Here is a 19,805-nt window from a genome sequence, read left to right as displayed (position 1 = left end):
GGCGTCTCAGCCCTTCCTGACCGCCTCGCTCACCTGGGCTGGCGAGGTGCGCCAGGGGGCGCCGTGGCCCGGGAGCACCCAGGATGCCGACAGTCCGGCGATCCGGTCGAGGGAGGAGAGTGCTTGGGCTGGGTCGTCGGTGAAGGGCGCGGGCTGCGGGCCTCCGCGCCCGGTGAGGACGTGCCGCGTGGTCAGGGCGTCGCCGACGAAGACCGCGTCGGCGAGCGGGACGTGCACCGCCACGCTTCCCGGAGAGTGCCCCGGCAGGCCCACGATCACCGGATTCCCGGGCAGGTCCAGGACGTCGCCGTCACCGAACTCGGTGACTTCGCCGACATAGCGGGTGCGCAGGCCGTTCTTCCGGATGGAGTAACCGAAGAATCCGAGCGTCGGGCCGAGACGCATGGGGCCGAACGCGACCTTGGGCTTTTCTCCCGTGCGGGTGCGGACGGCGTCGTCGGCATGCACGAACACCGGTACGCCGTGTTCGCTTCGTAGGCGTTCGGCGAAGCCGATGTGGTCGGAGTCGCCGTGGGTCAGTACGAGTCCGCGGATGTCGTCGACAGATTTGCCCAGGGAGCCGAGTTCGCGCTGCAGATCCCGCCAGTGGCCGGGCAGTCCCGCGTCGATGAGCGTGATGCCCTCGGCGGTGTCGACGAGATAGCACGCCACGAGATCGTTACCGAGGCGGTGCAGATGGGGTGCGAGTTTCATGGGGCTTCTTTCGGGAGGCTGGACGGGAGATCCTCCATGGCTAAGGTAATTAGCTATGATGGCTAACGTCAATAGTTTTCATTGCGGGAGGGACGAACGATGCCGACCCCTGAGAAGACCTCGTTCAACAGGATCGTCGCTGCGGGACGCGATCTGCTGGAGGCGGGCGGTCAGCAGGGACTGACGATGCAGAGCGTCGCCGAACGGGTGGGAGTGCGCTCCCCGTCCCTGTACAAGCACGTCGGCAACCGCGCGGCCCTGCTGACCGCCGTCGCCGAGGCCACCATCGACGACATGGTCGCCCGGCTGAACTCGACCGACGGGTCGCTCGAGGGGCTGGCGCACGGCTTCCGGCAGTTCGCCCATTCCTGGCCAGAAGGGTTCCGGCTGATGCTCTCCGCGGACGCGCCGCCCGAGGCCCTCGCCCGGTTGGCCGCCCCGGTGCTGCACGTCTCAAGGGAACTCGTGGGCGAACGGGACGCCCTTGAAGCCGCGCGCCTGGTGACGGCTTGGGCCACCGGTTTCATCGAGATGGAACTCATCGGCGCCTTCCGGCTCGGGGGCGACGTCGACCGCGCCTTCGAATACGGCCTGGCCGGCATACGCCGAGCACTGGCGGATGATCACTAGAGCTGCAGAGACTGGGCGTTCGAGTCCGCACCTGCTTGATCGATCGCCCACATGATCCCCGCGATGACGACACCCGCGATCAAGACGCCCATGAAGAGCATCGAGGCTCCCTGGCTCCAGGTGTGCAGCGCTCTCACGCTTCCCGGCCCGCCACAGCGCGAGGGCGGCCCGCTCGCCCACATCGCGCTGGCGCCGGCTCTCCCTCAGCGCAGGCCGTCGACCTGGAGGTGGACCGCCGCGAACAGCCCGCCCACGCCGATCGCGCGCAGCTGGACCGGATCTGGGGTGGGCAGTTGGAATGCTCGCTTTGTAACATCTTGATCGCTATGCGTTGTGTGCCGCGTAGTCTGTCCTGCCTTCTAGGTCCGCCTCGGCCACGCCCGCGTCTCGACTCGGACGCAGAAGATTCCAACGGCGCCGCACTCTTCGCGTTCTTCGCCGCCATGGCGTGATGGCCGGTTCGTGCTGGCCCGGGTGGTGGCGGGACTGCCCCTCACCTCGCCGATGCCGCTGGACGAAAGCCCACGCCGATCGCCGTCAGGTCCTGCTCGTAGGCGCCGTGCCGGCGGGCGCACCGGGCCAGGTCCCGGTCGTGGCGGAACGCGCCGCCCCGGGTGACATGCGGGTCGAAGGCCCAGTCCTCCGCGCTCGGCACCTCGATGGGAGCGCCCGGGTAAGGGGCGTAGCGGGTGGAGGTCCACTCATCGGCGTTGCCCGCCATGTCCAGCACCCCGAAGGGGCTGGCACCCTCGGGGAACGAACCGACCGGCGTGGTGGTGCCGATGCCCAGGTCCACCAGATTGGCCAGGCCCGTGCGGTACTCGTTGCCCCATGGGAATTCCCGGCCGTCGTCACCGCGGGCGGCACGCTCCCACTCGTCCTCGGTGGGCAAGCGCACGTCAAGGCCGCCGAACTGTTCCTCCAGCCACCGGCAATAGTCCATTGCCTCCTTCCAGGTCACGCCGATGACCGGGTGGTCCACCGGTGCCTGCGGCGCCGGTCTGCGGGTGGCCTGCGCGAAGAGCGTCCACTGCCCGACAGTGACCTGGGTGCGGGCGATCCGGAACGCTGGAAGGTGGATCTCTGTGCGCGGGGCTTCCTTTCGATACCACTCCACCGGTACCCCGGTGTCGGCGTAGCGGTGTGCCACCTCCTCCACCTCTTCGGCGGGCGTACCCCGACGCAGCATTCCGGCCGGGATCTCGACCCAGTCCACCAGTTTCACCCGCATGACTCCCCCCACCCTGGATCGAGGAGGTTCCATGATCGCTCCGATGTCCCCGGACGCTCATCGGTCGATGGACCTATGCCGACAGCGACCTTGGACCTAGGACCTCGGGCCACACACGAGCCCGGACGACGCGGACAGCGTGACCATCCCAAGCAGCGGCTGCCTCCAGGATCTACTTCGCCAAGAAGCTCCGGGACCAGGCCGCGACACTCGAACGCCTGCGCGTCGATTGGCAGTTAGAAGAAGCCCTCGACCAGGGTGATGAAGGCCGGTGTCTCGGGCCACCGCGCGTCGATGAGGTCACGCGCCCCAGGAGGTGGACTGCTGCTGCTGGCGGGCGGTGGCGTTGCGTCGTGCCTGCCCGCAGTGCGAGTCCGAGCCGGCTGGGACGGCGGCGCTGCCGGAGCCCAGCGTGCCGGCCCTGCCATTCCTTCGAGGGAATTGTCGCCATTCCCGGAGCGGAGCACGATCGTTCCCATGAACACGCGACTGGGGGTCCTGCTCCCCACCAACCGCAGCCAGTGGGACGACGCCCGGCGGCTGGTCGACTTCGGCGCCCGCGCCGAACGGCTCGGCTACGACTCGGTGTGGGCCAACGACACCCTGCTCGGCCCGCGCGTCGAGCCGCTGGCCATGCTCGCCGCCCTCGCGTCGGCGACCGAGCGTGTCACGCTCGGCACGGCGACTCTGCTGCCCGCCTTCCGCCGTCCGGTCACGGCCGCGCAGGAGCTCGCCTCCATCGACCACCTGTCCGCCGGGCGACTGGTCGTCACCGTGGGCGCGGGCTTCCCCGGCAGGTCGGAGATCGAGTACGCGGTGTCGGAGGTGCCGTGGGAGCGCCGCTTCGGACGGCTGGACGACACGGTGGCCCTGTGGCGGGCGCTGTGGGCGGGCGAGCGGGCTTTCCACGGCGAGGTGCTGCGCTTCGACGAGCTGCCCGAGTCCACGCCCTCCTACCGGCCCGGCGGGCCGCCGATCTGGCTGGGCGGGGCGAGCCCGTCGGCGCTGGAGCGCGCCGGGCGGCTCTACGACGGATGGCTGCCCTACCCGCCCGATCCCGCCGACTACCGGGCGGGCCTCGCGGCGGTACGGCGCGCGGCTGCGCCGGCGGGGCGCCGGGTGGACGCGGCGCTGTTCATCACAGTGCTGGTCACCGACGACGTGGAAGAGGGGGAGCGGCAGCTCGACGCCTACTGCCGGGCCACGTACGGCCTGCCGTACGAGAGGGTGCGGACGATCCAGGCGATGGTCGCGGGGCCGGCCGAGCGGGTGGCCGCCACGCTGGCCCACTACGCGATGGCGGGCGCGGAACACCTCGTCTGCCGCCTCGCGGCGCCGACCCTCGACACCCAGATCGACCAGTTGGAGCTCATCGCCGGGATCGGCCGCTGAGAGCGTCCGGAGAGCTGGGATCCGTTCGGCGCGAGCTTGCCACTTCAGGTCCGGCATGCGCTCCCCGGCCAAGCGCCTCACACGTGGACCGATGAATCCATGATCATCGCTGCGCCCGATTTCGGCACTCAGCCTGCTCAGCGGCCTTTGAGCCCGTACGTGAGGACGACGATGCCCGACTTGAACCGCGTGGTCTCGAGCAGGTCCAGGTGGGTCATGTCCAGGCCGTCGAGGAGCCGGTCGCCGCTCCCGGCGACGGCGGGGAACATCCAGAAGTGGAACTCGTCGACCAGCCCGTTGGCGATCAGCGCGCGGTCGAGCTCTCCGGTGCCGAACTTCAGGATGTTCTTCCCCGGCTGCCGCTTCAGCTCGGCCACCGCGGTGGCGACATCCCCTTGGATCACGGTGCCGTTCCAGGCATCGGCCTCCTCCAACGAGGTGGTCGCGACGTACTTCGGCAGGCTGTTGATCCGGTCCGCGTAGGGGTCGCCCTTTCGTCCGGGCCAGGACTGGGCGAACCCCTCGTAGGTCGCACGGCCCAGGAGCAGCGCGTCGGCGGCGAACAGCAGCTTGCCCGCGTAGTCGTTGTGGTCCTCGTCCCAGTACGGCGGCCCCCAGACATGCGGCGAGCTGATGACGCCGTCGAGGGTGACGAACGTCGACTCGATGAGCTTCCTCATGGCAAATCTCCTTCAGCTATTACCTGAACACGCCCCCGAACCGACCACGCATGCCCGGAATACTGCTTATGCCCGGAAGAAGTCGATCAGGGCCGGGGCGATGGCGTCGGGCGCCACGTTGTGCGGCTGACCGGCGAGGGTGTGCCGCCGGGCGTGCGGGAGGGCGTCGGCGACCTGGTCTTCCGTCATGTCGATGTCCCGGTGGTTGAGATCATCACCTTCTCGCCGACAAAATTAATTGTCAATGTCGATCGAGTCGTCGGTTGATGTTCGGCCCACCTCGTCGCCGGGCCGCGATGTGCGCTGGCAGGCGCTTTCCCCGCGCCGACTCCTACCAGCGGTCCCAGTGCAGGACCTGGTCACGGGGGATGCGCCGGGCGGGCTTGAAGTCGGTGCCGATGGTGAAGGCCAGCGGGATGAACGCGGCGAGCATGACCTTGTCGTAGGGCACCCCGAGGACGGTGGCCAGCTCGCGTTCCAGCGGTGCCTGCGCCGTGGTCCAGGTGGTGCCCAGACCGCGGGCGCGGGCGGCGAGCATGAAGCTCCACACGGCAGGGAGGATCGATCCCCAGGTCCCGGCCTGCTCGGCCACCGAGGCACGGTCGGTCCTGCCTTCGATGGCCGGGATGACGAACGCGGGCACCTGGTGGATGTTGTCTGCCAGGTGCCGCAGGCCGTCGAAGACGCGCTCGGTCGAGCCGGGGTGATAGTCCATGCGCCAGAGGTCACGTCCGGTCAGCGGCTGGCCGGACGCCTGGGCCAGGGCACGGAGAAAGATGTCGGCCACGGCTCGCCGCCGGCCGGGATCGGTCACGACGAGGAAGTGCCAGCGCTGCCGGTTGCGGCCGGTCGGCGCCTGGGTGGCCAGGTCCACGCACTCCTCGATCAGTTCGCGCGGGACGGGCCGGGTGAGATCGAGGCGCCTGCGCACCGCGCGGGTCGTCGACAGCAGCTCATCGGGGGTGAGATCCAAGGTCATGATGTGTTTCCTCACGGTCGGGCGGCAGTGATGCTGAACCGTATGACCACAAATCATCTGCTGTCAAACAATTGACGATAAGATGGTTGATGGTAGGCTCGGCCCGCCGAGACACGAGGGGATCGATGCCGACCAAGCCCGCCGACCGCACCAGACCGACCTACTTTCCGCAGCTCGCGGCCGAACGGCCGGACATCGCGTTGTGCCGGGCCTCGGCATCCGTGGCGCGTGCTGCCGAGGCCCACGCCGGCGAGCACGGCCTCGGGGTCGGCCAGCACCTGGTGCTCAAGATGCTCACCACCGTCGGCCCCTGCTCCCAGCAGTCCCTCAGCGAGGAGTTGCGCATCGACCGAAGCGTCATGGTCAGCGTCTGCGACGATCTGGAGAAGGCCGGCTACGTACGCCGCGAACGCAACCCCCACGACAGGCGCTCCTACGCCGTCACCGTCACCGACGCGGGGCGGCACCGCCTCGACGAGGCCGAGGCGTCCGTCCCGGCCTTCCTCGACGGCACCTTCACGAACCTCGATCCCGAAGAACGCGACCAGCTCACCGCCCTCCTCGGCAAACTGCTGGGCATCGACGGCTGACCACGAGCCAGGCAGTTCGGTGCGAGCCCTCGGGATCGCGCTCCGCGCAGAGCCGATCGTCCTGCTCTGAGCAGGTCAGGACACGGTCAACGGACCAGGGAACGGGCGATGCGGAAGCCGACGTCGTCGACCTGGAAAGTCGGGTGACTGCGGCGTCGTGCGGAGGCCCGGCAGCTCCATTGCTCGTCGAACCAGCCGCCTCCACGCAGCACCCGGTAGGTCTCCTTGACCTCGGCGTCGTGGATGTCCCAGCACCACTCCCAGACGTTGCCGAGCATGTCGTGAAGGCCCCACGCGTTGGGTCGCTTGCCGCCGACGTCGCGGATGCGCTCATGTGAATTGCCGCGGTACCAGGCGATCTCGTCGAGCGGCGCGTAGCGCGGTCCTGTCGTGCCGGCACGGCAGGCGTGCTCCCACTCGGCCTCGGTCGGGAGTCGGTATCCCTCGGCGTCGGCGTCCCACTCGACGCCCTCGGCGTCGGCAGGAAGGCGGTAGGCGGGAGCGAGCCCGTCGCGTCGGGACAGGGCGTTGCAGAACCGGACCGCGTCCCACCAGGAAACGCCCTCGACGGGCAACCGATCCCCTCGGGAGGTGCTCGGGTGCCGACCCGTGAGCCGCGCGTACAGAGCCTGGGTGACCGGAACCGTGGCGAGCTCGTAGGGCGCGAGCTCGACCGTCCAACTGCGCCGCGTTCGCCCGCCCGACAGCGTCACCTGCCCCGGCGGGACGGCGACCGTCTCGATTCGCGCCTCCATGATCCGGCGATCCTAGCGGCAACCGTCCAGTGCGGTTTCGGTGCTGAGCGCCACATCAGCACAGGTCTGATCCGCGCCTCGACGGCCTTCAACGCGGCCTCGTCGAGCGGCGAGCGGCACCCTATTAGGGGGAAGGGGCCTCGCCCTCCAGGTAGTGGTGCAGGTGGCTGGAGCCGTCGAGCATGGCCCTCGCCCGCCGGGTCAGCTGCGCCTGGCGCTGGGCGATGGCGGCGCGGAGGGCGTCGCTGCTGCCCGTCCGGCGCAGGCCGTCGAGGACGAGCCGGATCTGGGGGAACGGATAGCGGCCCTGGCGGAGCATGTTGATCATCCGGGCGTCCCGCACGTCGGCCGGGCCGAAGCTGCGGTAGCGGGTACCGGGCTCGCGTTTGGGGGCCAGCAGGCCGGCCGACTCCCACAGGCGCAGCGTCGAGGTACGCACGCCGAGATAGGCGCCCACCTCGCCGATGCGCATGCCGGAGCGCGGCAGCGGCGCCTCGTCCGGGCTCTGCTCCGCGACCGCTTCGAGCGCCGCGCCCGCCGCCTGGAGGGACAGCCGCTCGTCGTGCAGCGCGACATGGCCGGCGTCCACGAGCGTGAGCGCCAGGGGGAGTTCGCCGGCGTGCACGGCCTGCATGACCGCCCGGGCGGTGTCCCTGCCGTATCCCCTCGAGAGAGCCTGGTAGGTGAGCAGGGCCCACCGGTGCACGGCCCCGAACGTGCGATAACCGGACGCCGTCCGCGGCACCGGAGGCAGGATGCCCTCAGTGGCGTAGTTGCGGATCTGCTGGGTGGAGACGCCCGCCAGGCGTGCCAGATCGATGGGGCGAAACCCTGTCATGATCCCATTCTGGTGACAGCTGGGCTTACACAGCAATTTGAAGGTTGTTCGAACTGTTCCTCGGAATATGGGGGAACGTGCCATGAAAAGTCTAGATCAGTGCATCAATGAGACACTTGAACGGATGAATGTCGGCAGTCGAGGATGGAAGGGTTCCTTGGTTCCCAGTCAGCAAGACAGCAGCGTTCGCCCCCACGACGGCCTCCGCGGATCGGATCACACCGACGCGGACAGCCATGACCAGATCCAGGTCCGTGGCGCGAGGGAGAACAATCTCACCGGCGTCTCCCTGGACATCCCCAAGCGACGGCTCACCGTCTTCACCGGAGTCTCCGGCTCCGGCAAGTCCTCCCTGGTCTTCGACACGATCGCGGCGGAGTCGCGACGGATGATCAACGAGACCTACACCGCGTTCCTCCAGGGCTTCATGCCCAGTCTCAGCCGCCCGGACGTCGACGCGCTGCAGAACCTGAGCGCGGCGATCATCGTCGACCAGGAGCGGATGGGCGCCAACGCCCGCTCGACAGTGGGCACCGCGACCGACACCTACACGATGTTGCGCATCGTCTTCAGCCGGATCGCCACCCCGCATGTCGGCCCCGCCTTCGCCTTCAGCTTCAACACCCCTCAGGGCATGTGCCCGGCGTGTGAGGGGCTCGGCAAGGTGACCGACATCGACGTCGGCGAGCTGGTCGACCGCGACCTGTCGCTGAACGAAGGCGCGATCAGGGCCCCCGGCTACGGCGTCGACACCTGGCCGTGGCAGATCATCGTGGCCTCCGGCTTCTTCGACCCCGACACCAAGCTGCGCGACTACACGGCCGCCCAGTGGGACGACTTCCTGCACAAGCCGTCCGTCAAGGTGAAGCTCGGGGCCAACAACTTCACCTACGAGGGCCTGGCGACCAAGGTCCGGCGGCAGTATCTCGGCAAGGACCGCGAGTCGATGAAGGGTCAGGCGCGCGCGTTCGCCGACCTGGCCGTCAAGCTCACCGGCTGTACCGACTGCGGCGGCTCCCGCCTGAACGAGGCCGCCCGGTCCGCCACCATCGACGGCGTCAGCATCGCCGAGTGCTCCGCGATGCAGATCAGCGACCTGGCCGAGTTCGTCCGGGGCATCGGGCACGCCGCCGTCGGGCCGATCCTCGACGGCCTCCGCGAGACGCTCGACTCGCTGGTGGAGATCGGCCTCGGCTATCTCAGTCTCGACCGGGAGTCCGCCACGCTGTCCGGTGGGGAGGCGCAGCGGGTGAAGATGGTCCGGCACCTCAACTCGAGCCTGTCCGACGTCACCTACGTCTTCGACGAGCCCACCGCCGGACTGCACCCGCACGACATCCAGCGGATGAACGACCTGCTCCTCCAGCTCCGCGACAAGGGCAACACGGTGCTCGTGGTGGAGCACAAGCCGGAGACGATCCAGATCGCCGACCACGTCGTCGACCTCGGTCCCGGCGCCGGCTCGGCGGGCGGCACGCTCTGCTTCGCCGGGGACCTCGACGGGCTGCGCAAGTCCGGCACCCTGACCGGCCGCTATCTCGACCACCGCGTGACGCTGCGCGAAGACGTGCGCAAGCCCACCGGGCAGTTGCCGATCAGGGGCGCCACCCTGCACAACCTGCGGGATGTGAGCGTCGACATCCCGCTGGGCGTGCTCAGCGTCATCACCGGTGTCGCCGGATCGGGCAAGAGCTCCCTGATCCACGGTTACGTCTCCGGGCGGGAGGGCGTGATCGTCGCCGACCAGTCGCCGATCCGGGGCTCCCGGCGGAGCAACCCGGCCACCTACACCGGAGTGCTGGATCCGATCCGGGCGGCGTTCGCCAAGGCCAACGGCGTCAAGCCCGGCCTGTTCAGCGCCAACTCCGAGGGCGCCTGCCCAGCCTGCAAGGGCATCGGCCTGATCTACACCGACCTCGCCATGATGGCCGAGGTGGCGACGGTGTGCGAGGAGTGCGAGGGCAAGCGGTTCACCCCGGAGGTGCTGTCGTACAAGCTGCGCGGCAAGAACATCAGCGAGGTGCTCGGCATGCCGGTGGCCGAGGCGCGCCAGTTCTTCACCAACGGCCAGGCAGGGGCCATCCTCGACCGCCTCGACGCGGTTGGGCTCGGCTACGTCGGCCTCGGCCAGCCGCTCACCACGCTGTCCGGTGGCGAGCGGCAGCGCCTCAAGCTGGCCATCCACATGGCCAGGAACGGCACCACCTACGTGCTGGACGAGCCGACCACCGGCCTGCACCTGGCCGACGTGGACCACCTGCTCGCCCTGCTGGACCGCCTGGTCGACGACGGCAACACGGTCATCGTCATCGAGCACCACCAGGCCGTGATGGCCCACGCCGACTGGATCATCGACCTCGGCCCGGGAGCCGGCCACGACGGCGGGCAGGTCGTCTTCACCGGCACCCCCGCCGAGCTCGTCGGCGAGGGCAAGTCCCTGACGGCTCAGCACCTGCGCATGTACGTGGACCAGCCGTAGGACGGCGGCTCCCGGTCACGCGTCCGGCGTGGCCGGGATCCACCGCCCGTCGCGGCTAGGCGTCGCCGAGGTGGGCGGCGAGGCCGTCGAGCATCCGCTGCAGGCCGAACTCGAACTCCTCGTCCAAGCCCACGTCGTCCTGGCCCGCCTCGGCGATCATCGCCAGCATCGGGTACGGTCCGCCGGCCATCAGGGCGTGGAAGCGCTCCCGGTTCGCCCACCACCACTGCTCCTTGCCGACGCCGGTGCGGCGCTCGGCCTCGAGGTCGCCGACCAGGAACATCGCCATGCCCTGCACGTAGCCGGTCACGGTCACGGCGGCCCTGGCCATGGTGGGCAGGTCGCCGCGCAGCCCCTCGACGCCGCGCAGCAGCCACTCCGTCCTGACCAGCCCGCCGGGCGCCGGCCTCGGCCTGGTCACCGTCAGCACCTGCAGCAGCCACGGGTGCCGCCGGAACAGGCCCCACATGGCGCGGGCGTGGGACTCCATGCGAGCGCGCCAACCGTCCGGATCCTCGGGCCCGACCTCGGCCGCGTCGAGCACGGCGGCGGCCATGAGGTCGACCAGCTCGTCCTTACCCGGCACGTGGCGGTAGAGCGACATGGTGCCCGCGCCCAGCTCGGCGGCCACCCTCCGCATGGACAGCGCCTCCAGCCCCTGGGCGTCGGCGATCGCGATGCCCGTCCTGACGATCCGCTCCAGGCTGAGCCCGCCCCCGGTGTCGAGCTCTCCTCCGGCCGGTGCGACCTCCTGCCGATCACGCTCCCCCGCGCGCCGCCGCCCGTGCCCGGTAGGCCCGCGCCTGGCAGGCACGTGAGCAGTAGGTGGGGCGGCGTCCGCGCGGGGGAGCCGTCAGCGCCGCACCGCACCCGGGCGTGCTCGTCTCGATGGACATGTCCGTGCTGTACTTCGCGCTTCCGCTGCTGAGCTCCGAGCTCGCGCCCACCGCCACCCAGACGCTCTGGATCATGGACATCTACGGCTTCCTGCTGGCCGGGCTCCTGATCACGATGGGCACGCTGGGCGACAGGATCGGCCGCAGACGCCTGCTGATGATCGGCGCGGCGGCGTTCGGCCTGGCCTCGGCCGTGGCGGCGTACTCCTCCAGCGCGCAGGAGCTCATCGCCGCCAGGGCGCTGCTCGGCGTCGCGGGAGCGACGACGGCCCTGCCCGGCGTCCCGCCCGAGCTGGCCCAGACGGCCCGCGAGACACTGGCCGGGGCCGCCGCCGTGGCCGAGCAGATCTCCGGAAGCCTGGGAGGGCCTCTGCTGGAGGCCGCCTCCGCCGCGTTCGTGTCCGGGCTGCGTGCCCGTCCGTCACGGCCGCCGCCGTCATGGCGCTGGTCGCCGTCCCGGCCGCCGTCCTGTTGCGGCACGTACGCCCCGACGGCTCGGCCGAGCGGTGAGGGAGCAGGCGTTTCGGGCTGCCGCGTCGTAACGTGGCTCTGCGACGAGGGGAGTGGGATGACACTGACCGCAGAGGACCGTACCGCCATCACCGAGCTGATCTCGCTCCACGGGCACCTCGTGGACGGCGGTGAGCTCGACCGCCTCGACGAGCTCTACACCGCCGACATCCGCTACGACGTCTCCGAGCTCGGCGGCGGCACGATCCGGGGGCTGGCGGCGCTCAAGGAGGCGGCGCTCACGCTGGGCGAGGCGAACCCCGTGGGCCACCACGTCACCAACATCGTCCTCACCGGGCTGCCCGACGGCACGGTGCGGGGCATGTCCAAGGGCATAGGCATCCACGCGGACGGCACCTGCGCGAGCGTCACCTACGAGGACGTGATCGCGCGCGGTGACCGTGGCTGGCGCATCACGCATCGCAGGGTCGTGCCGCGCCGGGTCCCGCTGGGCGGCCGGTGACTCAGGCGAGCGAGTCGATCCAGCGCTCGAGGCGGCGGCCCTCGGCGACCATCAGCTCGGGGTCGCGGAAGGTGTTGGTGAGCAGCGAGATCCCCTGATAGGCGGCGACCAGGGCGACCGCGAGCTCGCGGGAGTCGGCGCGGCCCATCTCGGCGAACCGCTGCTCGACCCAGTCGATCAGCAGCCCCATGACGCCGGCGGCCACGCGGTCGAGGCCGCCGGCCCGTTTGTCCAGCTCCGAGCAGAGGGTGCCGGTGGGGCAGCCGTAGCGGGCGGCCAGCTCGCGCTGCTCCACCCAGCCCTGCACGAGCGCCTTCAGCCGATCCTGCGGTGTGGCCGCGTGCTGCTCCAGCGAGGCGGTCAGGGTGTGCAGATGCTGCGCGTGCGCGCCGATGGCCGCCTCGACGAGCTGGTCCTTGGTCTTGAAGTAGTAGTAGACGTTGCCCACGGGGACGTCGGCCGCCTGCGCGATGTCGGCGAGCGTCGTCTTCTCGACACCCTGCTCGTGCAGCACCCGCGCGGCGGCGGCGACCAGCCGGTCGCGCTTGCCCGGCTTCTGTTTCGTAGAGTTAGTCATCTCACTGAACAGTGTAGACACCGACCGGCACCTCTGCCATGATCTCGGCTCGCCGAGCGGCTCCTGGGCCGCGCCCCTTCACGGCATGGGTGGCCCACAACGGTCACCGCGTACCGAGAGGCTCCTTCGCCCGGTTCCCTCCTGCAGCAGCTTCCCCGGCCAGCACCCTCTACGCCTGGTCGTTGACCTGGGCCCGGCTGGTGGTCAGGGCCTCGACCCGTGAGCGATCCGGGCCTGCCGCTCGCCCAGCTCGCGCACGGGCTGTACGACGGCGTCTACTGCGCCGGCATGCCCGTGGGGATCATCGGGCTGTTCGGCCGCCGCTTCGCCGGACCGCTGGGTGCTCGGGCGCGGTTCCTGGCCGGCAATGCCTACGCCGTGTACGTCCTGCACGCGCTCGTGCTGGTCGCCGTCTCCATGGCGTTCGCGGGGGTCCGGGCCGATCCGCTGGTGAAGTTCGCCATGGTGTCCGCCGCGGCGCTGCCGCTGTGTTGGGCTCTGGCGTCGTTCGTCCGGAGCCTGCCGCCGGCTCGTCGCGTACTCTGACCGCCGTCCGGCAGTGGCGGGCGGTGGTTCAGCGGCCCCTGCCACCTGGCGTCCCGCCGTAGCTCGCGATAATGGGGAGCTCCTGTTGTCCCCATGACGCCGCAAATGGAGATTCTGTGACCACAGAGCTGTCCGCCACCCCCGTCGGCCCGCCGCCGCCCTTCGACGCCGAGCTGGCAGCGGCCCTGGCCGTGATGGGAGAGCACCTGCCCGCGGCCATCACCCCGGAGATGATCTCCGGCCTGCGGCTGGGCGGGGTGGAGATGGAGCAGGTCACGGACGAGGAACTCAGCCGCGGCGGGCTGTTCACCGTCCAGGAGCACCTGGTCCCCGGCCCGGCAGGGGCGCCCGAGATCTCGCTGCTGGTGTGCCGTCCCGCCGGGGTCACCACCCCGCTGCCGGTGGTCTATCACACGCACGGCGGCGGCATGATCGCCGGCGACCACCGCACGGGGCTCGACGAGCTGCTCGACTGGGCGCTCGAACTGGGGCTCGTGGTCGTCTCGGTCGAGTACCGGCTCGCCCCCGAGTACCCGCACCCCGCGCCCATCGAGGACTGCTACGCGGGCCTGGTGTGGACCGCCGAGCACGCCGGCGAGCTGGGCGTCGATCCCGGCCGCATCCTGGTGGCCGGCGCCAGCGCGGGTGGCGGGCTGGCCGCGGCGCTCGCGCTGCTCGCCCGTGACCAGGGCGGCCCTGCCCTGGTGGGGCAGGTGCTGATGTGCCCGATGCTCGACGACCGCAACGACACCGCGTCCGCCGCGCAGATGGCCGGCCTCGGGGTGTGGGACCGCACGTCCAACGACACCGGCTGGGGCGCGCTGCTCGGCGACGCGCGCGGCGGGCCGGAGGTGTCTCCGTACGCCGCCCCGGCTCGCGCCACCGATCTGTCCGGGCTGCCACCGGCGATCATCGACGTCGGCTCCGCCGAGACCTTCCGCGACGAGGACGTCGCCTACGCCTCCCGCATCTGGCAGGCCGGCGGCCAGGCCGAGCTGCACGTGTGGCCGGGCGGATTCCACGGCTTCGACATGCTGGTCCCGCAGGCCACGCTGTCGCAGGCCGCCCGGGCGGCCCGGCTGCGCTGGCTGCGGCAGTTGCTGCTCGAAAGCTGACTCGCGGGGCGGCGTTACGATCGCGGCATGCAGATCGGGGAGCTCCTGGGCACCGGCCGCACGGCCGACGTGTTCGCCGTCGACGGGCATCGGGTGCTGCGGCGTTACCGGGCCGGGCGCGACGCCGGCCGCGAGGGCGCGGTGATGGCGCACCTGGCGGCAGGCGGGTTCCCGGTGCCGAGAATCTTTCCGGGGGCGTCGCAACCCACCGACCTGGTGATGGAGCGGCTGTCCGGGCCGACGATGCTGGCGGCGCTGCTGGAGGGCACGATGGCCCCCGCCCGGGCCGGTCGGATTCTCGCGGAGCTGCTGCACCGGCTGCACGCTGTCGCGCCGCCCCCGTCGGCGCGGCCCGGGGATCGCATCCTGCACCTGGATCTGCACCCCGACAACGTGCTGCTGACCCCGCGCGGCCCGGTCGTGATCGACTGGTGCAACACCGAGGAGGGCGAGCCGGAGCTGGACTGGGCGATGTCCGCGCTCATCCTGGCGCAGGCGGCCGTCACCGGCCTCGCCGGCCAGGAGGCTGTGCGGCCACTGCTGGCGTCCCTGCTGGCCGCCGGCCCCAGCCTCGGCGGTCACCTGCCGCGAGCGCGTGCCAGGCGGGCGGCCGATCCCCACATGTCCCCGCAGGAGAGCGCGGCGCTGGACGGGGCGGTGCGCCTGATCGGGACGATCCGCTAGGGGCGGCCTCCCCGTTTTTCAGCCGAGCGGATCACCGATCACCAGGTCGAGCTCGCGCAGATGGTCGGAGTCGGCGAGCAGGTCGATAGCGGTGATCCTGCCGTCGGTGATCGTGAAGCCGACGACGACGCGCGCCGCCCCGCCCGGCGCCCACACCGCTCCGGCGTCGCCGTCGACGAGCGCGAGCTGTGCCGCCCTGGCCCGGCCCGAGAAGGCGGTGGCCACCGCGAGGGCGCCGTGCACCCTCTCCTCGGCTCCCGCGTGCACCGCCGCGCCGTCGGCGCGCAGCACCACGTCCGGGTCGAGCAGCTCGAGCAGGGCGGCGAAGTCGCCGCCGCGGGAGGCGGCGAGGAAGGCGGCGACGATCTCGCGGCGGCGGGCCAGGCCGGGGTCCGGGGCCGGGGCCGCGACCTGCACCCGGCGGCGGGCGCGGCTGGCGAGCTGCCGGGTCGCGCCCGGGGAGCGGCCGACGATGGGCGCGATCTCGTCGAACGGCACGGCGAACATGTCGTGCAGCGAGACCCGGGCCACGATCGTGGTCAGCCAGCCGCCCAGGTTGGCCACGTCGTCGGCGCCGGCGCGGCTGACCCGCAGCCACGCCTCCTGGAGCGCGTCGTCGGCCTCGCTCGCTGAGCCGAGCATCCGGTAGGCCACCGCGCGCAGGTGGGCGCGGTGCGCTTCGAACCGGTCGGCCAGGAATTCGCTGCCGTTCATGCGTCACATTCTCCCGTCACGTCGTGTCATGGGGTTGACCCGGAGGACCGGGCGGATGTGACGGGGGATGGGTCACCGGTCCCATGCCGGCTCGGAGCCGTGCTCCACCCGGCCGCCGGCCGTGAAGATCAGGTAGCGGTCGAAGTCGGCGGCGAACCAGCGGTCGTGGGTGACCGCCAGGACGGTGCCCTCGAAGGCGGCCAGCCCCTGCTGCAACGCCTCGGCGCTGGCCAGGTCGAGGTTGTCGGTAGGCTCGTCCAGCAGCAGGAGCGTGGCGCCGGACAGCTCCAGCAGCAGGATCTGCAGCCGCGCCTGCTGACCGCCCGACAGCGTCTCGAACGGCTGGCCCCGGGCTGGGGCGAGCTCGTAGCGGGCCAGCGCGGCCATGGCGTCATTGCGTTCCAGACCTTCGCCCGCGCGTGTTCCACGCCGGATCAGGTCCGCGTTCCGGTGCGTCTAGGGTGGTCCCCGTGCTCAGCCGTCGCGCGCTCAACCGCGCCACTCTCGACCGCCAGCTGCTGCTGCGGCGCCACGCCATGCCCGCGCTCCAGGCCGTGGAGCACCTGGTCGGGTTACAGGCCCAGGCGCCGTTCCCGCCGTACTTCGGGCTCTGGTCGCGCCTGACCGGATTTCAGCCCGCGGAGCTGGCGCGGCTCCTGGAGGAGCGCGAAGTGGTCAGGATCGTGCTCATGCGCGGCACCGTCCACCTGGTCAGCGCGGCCGACAGCCTGACCCTGCGGCCGCTGACGCAGCCGATGCTCACCAGATTCCTGCACAGCGCATACGGCAAGGCCATCGGCTCGCTGGACCCGGACATGATCGTCGCGGCGGGCCGGGAGGTTCTGAAGGAAGGGCCGCTGACCGGTGCCAAGCTCGGCGTCAGGCTGGCCGAGCGGTTCCCCGGCGCCGACCCGGCGGACCTGTCGCAGATCATGCGGATCCTGGAGCCGCTTGTGCAGGTGCCACCCCGGGCAGTGTGGGGCAAAGCAGGCCAGACCGCCTACGCCACCGTCGAGTCGTGGCTCGGCCGCGCACCGCACCCGTCGCCGTCGCTCGACGACCTGGTGACCCGCTACCTGGCCGCCTTCGGCCCCGCCTCCGCCGCCGACGTGCAGGCCTGGTCCGGGCTGACCGGCCTGCGCGAGGTCCTCGACCGGCTGCGCCCCCGGCTCGTGGTCCTGACCGACGAACGCGGCAAGGAGCTGTTCGACCTGCCGGAGGCGCCCAGGCCGGACCCGGACACGCCCGCGCCCGTGCGACTGCTGGCGCCGTTCGACAACGTGCTGCTCAGCCACGCCGACCGCACCCGCGTCATCTCCGACGAGCACCGCAAGCGCGTCATCACCATCAACGGCCAGGTCCTCGGCACCGTCCTGATCGACGGCTTCGTCCAGGGCGTGTGGAAGCGGGACAAGCGGGTGGTGACGGTGGAGATGTTCGCGCCGGTGACGGCGGGGCAGGCAGAGGAGATCCGGGCGGAGGCCGCCGCGCTGCTGGCCTTCGCCGAGCCGGGCAAGGTGCACGACATCAGGGGGATCTGAGTGGGGGAGTACGTGTACGCGGCCGCTGCGGTGCACGTGCCGGCGCCGCCGGAGCAGGTGTTCGCACTGGTCACCGACTGGCCCAGGCAGCGCGAGTGGATGTTCATGACCTCGGCGCGGCAGGTGGCCGAGGACCGGATCGAGGCCTACACCGGCATCCGGCCGTTCGGATTCCTCGACGTCATGACGATCACCGCCTGGGATCCGCCGTCGCTGGTGCGGATGCGGCACATCGGCCGCCTGGTGCGCGGCGAGGGGGTCATCCGCGTCCAGGCGTGCGAGGGCGGCAGCCGGGTGATCTGGGGCGAGCGGCTGCGGCCCCCGTTCGGCGTCCTCGGCCGGGCGCTGTGGCCGCTGGCGCGTCTCCTCACGGTCATGCTGGCCCGCCACTCGCTGCGCAAGCTGGGGCGGCTGCTTTCACGCTGACCCCCTTCTCACTCCTGCGAACGCAGTGCCGCCAGCAGGTCGCTGATGCGAGGTCCGACGTCCTGAGGGGCGCCGCGGGTCAGCTCGCCGCCCATGCCGACCGCGACCGCGCCCGCCGCGATCCACTCGGGCGCCGTTCGCGCCGTGATGCCGCCGGTGGGGACGAGCGGGGCCTGCGGGAGGGCCTGGAGGATGTCGCGCAGCACCGTGGGTGAGCTCTGCGAGGCGGGGAAGAGCTTGACCAGGTCCGCTCCGGCTTCCAGCGCCGCCAGGATCTCCGTGGGCGTGGCCGCCCCCGCCACGACGGGCACGCCGTGACGGTGGGCGGTCCTGATCACCTCGGGGTTGAGCGCCGGGCAGACCAGGAAGCGGGCGCCCGCCTCGATCGCGAGGACGGCCTGCTGCGGGTCCAGCACCGTGCCCGCGCCCACCAGCGTGGCGCCGGTCGCGAGCCCGCCGATCGCGGCGAGCGCGCCCGGCGTCGACAGCGACACCTCGATGGCGCCGAGCCCCGCACTGGTCAGGCGGGTGCCCGACTCGACCGCGTCCCGGGCCGACGGAGCGCGGATGATGCCGATCACCCGGTCGGCGACGATCCGGCCGGTCAGTCGCCAGCGGTGGTCAGTCAACGGTCAGCACCTCGATCTCGTGGACGCGGGCCACGAGGGGCCCGCTCGCGGACGGGTCGGTGTTCGTCAGGTGGGCCCGGCCGGCCACCGTCCCCGTTCCCGGCATCCGCACCGTACCCGAGCGGGTGCCGGTGGGATCGTGCGGGACGTCCACGAGGAGGCCGCCCTGCTCGGCAGCCACCTGGCGGCGCGGGTGGTGGAGACCCCCGGGGACACGGCCGGGCTGCCCGCCGCAGCCGCGGCCAGGACCCTTCTCGAGCGGGCGAGCGGATCTTCTAGTCTTGGGCGATGACTGACGCCGGATCGACACTCGACGCCCACCTCGCGGCCATCGCGCAGCGGGACCTGAAGGCCTACGCCGCCACCCTGCACGACGACGTCGTCGTGGTCCTGCCCAGTGGGCGCCTCCTGGAGGGCCGCCAGGCCGTGGAGGACTTCCACCGCGACTGGTTCGCCGACCTCGACTGGTCTCAGGAGATGCGCCAGGTGTCGCTGGTGGAGGCGGCGGGGACCGTGGTGGCGCTGTTCGAGGCCGACTACCGCGACGTCGACGAGGCAGGCGAGCCGTGCACGCCCGCAACCTGGTGAGCCTGGTCTTCACCCGCGCCCCGGAGGGCTGGCTGCTCGTCCACGACCAGAACACCCGGCTGGCCTCGTAGCACCGGAGGGGCCCCACAGTGCACCCGTGTCCTGTGGGGCTTGGTTCTGTCTGGAGGGAGGTTCGCGGCCGGGCCGCGTGGGCCCGCCGGGGGAGGTCCTTTATCCCTCGCAGGTGCTGCTGCGGAACTCCGTCTCGCAGATGTCGCCCGTGCCGCTGCCGCCGCTGCCCTGGTCGAACCCGGCGTCGCCGCTGACGATGTCGTTGTCGCCGCCCCCGCCGCGCAGGATGTCGTCGCCGAGGTCGCCGTTGACGATGTCACGGCCCGTGCCGCCGGTGTAGGAATCGTTGCCGGCCCCCATGAACCCGCGCAGCGGCAGGCCCGCGGCGTTGGTCACGAAGTCGTCCCCGCCCTGGGTGTTGACCTGGAGGCTGGTGATCACCGCGGCCGGGCAGTTGACCGTGTTGGCGTTGACGTTCGCGCAGACGCCGCCGGTGGACAGCGTGTCGGCGGCGTTGTTCACGGTGATCGTGCTACCGAGCCTGCTGATCCTGATGGTGTCGCCGACGTTGCCGGCGTTGACCAGCAGCTTGCCCCCGGAGACCGACACGTTGGTGGTGGCCTGCGCGGGGCCGGCCAGGGCCAGCAGCGGGACTGCCGCCAGCGTGCCGATGGCCAGTGCCCGCGCCGCCCTGCCGCGGATCGACCGTGTCATGGTGATGTTCATCGTGTCCCTTCTGGTGCGTTCGTCCGGATGGCCCCCCGTACGGTGCCTTCCGGGGGCCGTTCGGCCCGCACCGATTAGAGCCTCTCCGGG

General features: G+C 71.2%; 25 protein-coding genes and 1 pseudogene. 12 read left to right on the top strand and 14 right to left on the bottom strand.

Annotation, left to right across the window (positions count from 1 at the left end; all coding sequences use genetic code 11):
• Positions 1–6: 6 nt before the first annotated feature.
• On the bottom strand, positions 7–714 hold the full coding sequence (locus V5E28_RS12545) for an MBL fold metallo-hydrolase (RefSeq protein ID WP_336206986.1): 708 nt from the start codon (positions 712–714) through the stop codon (positions 7–9).
• Between the two features lie 99 nt (positions 715–813).
• Here V5E28_RS12545 and V5E28_RS12540 point away from each other — a divergent pair, with 99 nt between their 5' ends.
• The gene (locus V5E28_RS12540; RefSeq protein WP_336206985.1) at positions 814–1,344 is read left to right on the top strand and encodes a TetR/AcrR family transcriptional regulator; all 531 of its coding nucleotides are present in this window, start codon (positions 814–816) and stop codon (positions 1,342–1,344) included.
• Positions 1,345–1,837: 493 nt separating this feature from the next.
• Here the strand turns inward: V5E28_RS12540 and V5E28_RS12535 are convergent, their stop codons facing one another.
• Positions 1,838–2,575: a formylglycine-generating enzyme family protein gene (locus V5E28_RS12535; RefSeq protein WP_336206984.1), complete on the bottom strand. Its 738-nt coding sequence runs from the start codon at positions 2,573–2,575 to the stop codon at positions 1,838–1,840.
• 477 nt (positions 2,576–3,052) lie between these two features.
• On the opposite strand from V5E28_RS12535, the gene V5E28_RS12530 reads away from it, so the two are divergent.
• The gene (locus tag V5E28_RS12530; RefSeq protein WP_336206983.1) at positions 3,053–3,967 is read left to right on the top strand and encodes an LLM class flavin-dependent oxidoreductase; all 915 of its coding nucleotides are present in this window, start codon (positions 3,053–3,055) and stop codon (positions 3,965–3,967) included.
• A 137-nt stretch (positions 3,968–4,104) separates the two neighbouring features.
• Here V5E28_RS12530 and V5E28_RS12525 read toward each other — a convergent pair whose 3' ends face one another.
• From V5E28_RS12525 to V5E28_RS12515, 3 genes are all read right to left on the bottom strand, one after another.
• Positions 4,105–4,647: a dihydrofolate reductase family protein gene (locus V5E28_RS12525; protein ID WP_336206982.1), complete on the bottom strand. Its 543-nt coding sequence runs from the start codon at positions 4,645–4,647 to the stop codon at positions 4,105–4,107.
• Between the two features lie 66 nt (positions 4,648–4,713).
• Positions 4,714–4,836, bottom strand: a complete 123-nt coding sequence (locus V5E28_RS12520) for a hypothetical protein (protein WP_336206981.1) — start codon at positions 4,834–4,836, stop codon at positions 4,714–4,716.
• A gap of 142 nt (positions 4,837–4,978) precedes the next feature.
• Positions 4,979–5,626, bottom strand: a complete 648-nt coding sequence (locus tag V5E28_RS12515) for a nitroreductase family protein (RefSeq protein ID WP_336206980.1) — start codon at positions 5,624–5,626, stop codon at positions 4,979–4,981.
• Positions 5,627–5,751: 125 nt separating this feature from the next.
• Here V5E28_RS12515 and V5E28_RS12510 point away from each other — a divergent pair, with 125 nt between their 5' ends.
• Positions 5,752–6,216 carry a MarR family winged helix-turn-helix transcriptional regulator gene (locus V5E28_RS12510; protein ID WP_336206979.1) on the top strand — a complete coding sequence of 155 codons (465 nt, stop codon included), beginning with the start codon at positions 5,752–5,754 and terminating at the stop codon, positions 6,214–6,216.
• Positions 6,217–6,302: 86 nt separating this feature from the next.
• Here V5E28_RS12510 and V5E28_RS12505 read toward each other — a convergent pair whose 3' ends face one another.
• Both V5E28_RS12505 and V5E28_RS12500 read right to left on the bottom strand, forming a co-directional pair.
• Complete coding sequence (locus V5E28_RS12505) at positions 6,303–6,971, bottom strand: formylglycine-generating enzyme family protein (RefSeq protein WP_336206978.1); 669 nt, start codon at positions 6,969–6,971, stop codon at positions 6,303–6,305.
• A 124-nt stretch (positions 6,972–7,095) separates the two neighbouring features.
• Positions 7,096–7,809, bottom strand: a complete 714-nt coding sequence (locus V5E28_RS12500; protein WP_336206977.1) for a MerR family transcriptional regulator — start codon at positions 7,807–7,809, stop codon at positions 7,096–7,098.
• Positions 7,810–8,053: 244 nt separating this feature from the next.
• Between V5E28_RS12500 and V5E28_RS12495 the strand changes: the two genes are divergently transcribed.
• Positions 8,054–10,288, top strand: coding sequence for an excinuclease ABC subunit UvrA (locus V5E28_RS12495; RefSeq protein WP_336207123.1), 2,235 nt, complete (start codon positions 8,054–8,056; stop codon positions 10,286–10,288).
• Between the two features lie 55 nt (positions 10,289–10,343).
• On the opposite strand, the gene V5E28_RS12490 is transcribed toward V5E28_RS12495, so the two are convergent.
• Positions 10,344–11,102, bottom strand: a complete 759-nt coding sequence (locus V5E28_RS12490; RefSeq protein ID WP_336206976.1) for a TetR/AcrR family transcriptional regulator — start codon at positions 11,100–11,102, stop codon at positions 10,344–10,346.
• A gap of 11 nt (positions 11,103–11,113) precedes the next feature.
• Between V5E28_RS12490 and V5E28_RS12485 the strand changes: the two genes are divergently transcribed.
• Positions 11,114–12,157, top strand: a complete 1,044-nt coding sequence (locus tag V5E28_RS12485) for a nuclear transport factor 2 family protein (protein WP_336206975.1) — start codon at positions 11,114–11,116, stop codon at positions 12,155–12,157.
• Position 12,158: 1 nt separating this feature from the next.
• Here V5E28_RS12485 and V5E28_RS12480 read toward each other — a convergent pair whose 3' ends face one another.
• A complete protein-coding gene (locus V5E28_RS12480) occupies positions 12,159–12,734 on the bottom strand; it encodes a TetR/AcrR family transcriptional regulator (RefSeq protein ID WP_336206974.1) in 576 nt (191 codons plus the stop codon).
• Positions 12,735–12,953: 219 nt separating this feature from the next.
• On the opposite strand from V5E28_RS12480, the gene V5E28_RS12475 reads away from it, so the two are divergent.
• The 3 genes from V5E28_RS12475 (at position 12,954) to V5E28_RS12465 (ending at position 15,079) form a co-directional block, all read left to right on the top strand.
• Entirely contained in the window at positions 12,954–13,280 is a 327-nt protein-coding gene (locus V5E28_RS12475) for a hypothetical protein (protein ID WP_336206973.1), read from the top strand.
• 116 nt (positions 13,281–13,396) lie between these two features.
• Positions 13,397–14,395, top strand: a complete 999-nt coding sequence (locus V5E28_RS12470) for an alpha/beta hydrolase (RefSeq protein ID WP_442945799.1) — start codon at positions 13,397–13,399, stop codon at positions 14,393–14,395.
• Positions 14,396–14,422: 27 nt separating this feature from the next.
• A complete protein-coding gene (locus V5E28_RS12465; protein WP_336206972.1) occupies positions 14,423–15,079 on the top strand; it encodes a phosphotransferase in 657 nt (218 codons plus the stop codon).
• A gap of 18 nt (positions 15,080–15,097) precedes the next feature.
• Here V5E28_RS12465 and V5E28_RS12460 read toward each other — a convergent pair whose 3' ends face one another.
• Positions 15,098–15,793 (bottom strand): sigma factor, encoded by a 696-nt coding sequence (locus V5E28_RS12460; RefSeq protein ID WP_336206971.1) that lies wholly within the window; start codon positions 15,791–15,793, stop codon positions 15,098–15,100.
• 72 nt (positions 15,794–15,865) lie between these two features.
• Positions 15,866–16,234, bottom strand: a pseudogene (locus V5E28_RS12455) (ATP-binding cassette domain-containing protein); the annotation flags it as partial.
• 29 nt (positions 16,235–16,263) lie between these two features.
• Here V5E28_RS12455 and V5E28_RS12450 point away from each other — a divergent pair.
• On the top strand, positions 16,264–17,334 hold the full coding sequence (locus V5E28_RS12450) for a winged helix DNA-binding domain-containing protein (protein ID WP_336206970.1): 1,071 nt from the start codon (positions 16,264–16,266) through the stop codon (positions 17,332–17,334).
• Entirely contained in the window at positions 17,335–17,760 is a 426-nt protein-coding gene (locus V5E28_RS12445; protein WP_336206969.1) for an SRPBCC family protein, read from the top strand.
• Between the two features lie 8 nt (positions 17,761–17,768).
• On the opposite strand, the gene V5E28_RS12440 is transcribed toward V5E28_RS12445, so the two are convergent.
• Both V5E28_RS12440 and V5E28_RS12435 read right to left on the bottom strand, forming a co-directional pair.
• The gene (locus V5E28_RS12440) at positions 17,769–18,389 is read right to left on the bottom strand and encodes a bifunctional 4-hydroxy-2-oxoglutarate aldolase/2-dehydro-3-deoxy-phosphogluconate aldolase (RefSeq protein WP_336206968.1); all 621 of its coding nucleotides are present in this window, start codon (positions 18,387–18,389) and stop codon (positions 17,769–17,771) included.
• The gene (locus V5E28_RS12435) at positions 18,382–18,543 is read right to left on the bottom strand and encodes a hypothetical protein (RefSeq protein ID WP_336206967.1); all 162 of its coding nucleotides are present in this window, start codon (positions 18,541–18,543) and stop codon (positions 18,382–18,384) included. The genes V5E28_RS12440 and V5E28_RS12435 overlap by 8 nt, the downstream gene beginning before the upstream one ends.
• On the opposite strand from V5E28_RS12435, the gene V5E28_RS12430 reads away from it, so the two are divergent.
• On the top strand, positions 18,529–18,681 hold the full coding sequence (locus V5E28_RS12430; RefSeq protein WP_336206966.1) for a hypothetical protein: 153 nt from the start codon (positions 18,529–18,531) through the stop codon (positions 18,679–18,681). The genes V5E28_RS12435 and V5E28_RS12430 overlap by 15 nt on opposite strands.
• Entirely contained in the window at positions 18,678–18,977 is a 300-nt protein-coding gene (locus tag V5E28_RS12425; RefSeq protein ID WP_336206965.1) for a YybH family protein, read from the top strand. The genes V5E28_RS12430 and V5E28_RS12425 overlap by 4 nt, the downstream gene beginning before the upstream one ends.
• Positions 18,978–19,148: 171 nt before the next feature.
• On the opposite strand, the gene V5E28_RS12420 is transcribed toward V5E28_RS12425, so the two are convergent.
• On the bottom strand, positions 19,149–19,715 hold the full coding sequence (locus V5E28_RS12420; RefSeq protein WP_336206964.1) for a calcium-binding protein: 567 nt from the start codon (positions 19,713–19,715) through the stop codon (positions 19,149–19,151).
• Positions 19,716–19,805 lie beyond the last annotated feature (90 nt).

Origin of the sequence: Nonomuraea sp. LPB2021202275-12-8 (assembly GCF_037044575.1) — a bacterium.
In the GTDB taxonomy this organism is placed as follows: domain Bacteria; phylum Actinomycetota; class Actinomycetes; order Streptosporangiales; family Streptosporangiaceae; genus Nonomuraea.
The sequence above is the reverse complement of the archived record's forward strand: the minus strand, read 5'-3'. Positions and strand labels throughout refer to the sequence as shown.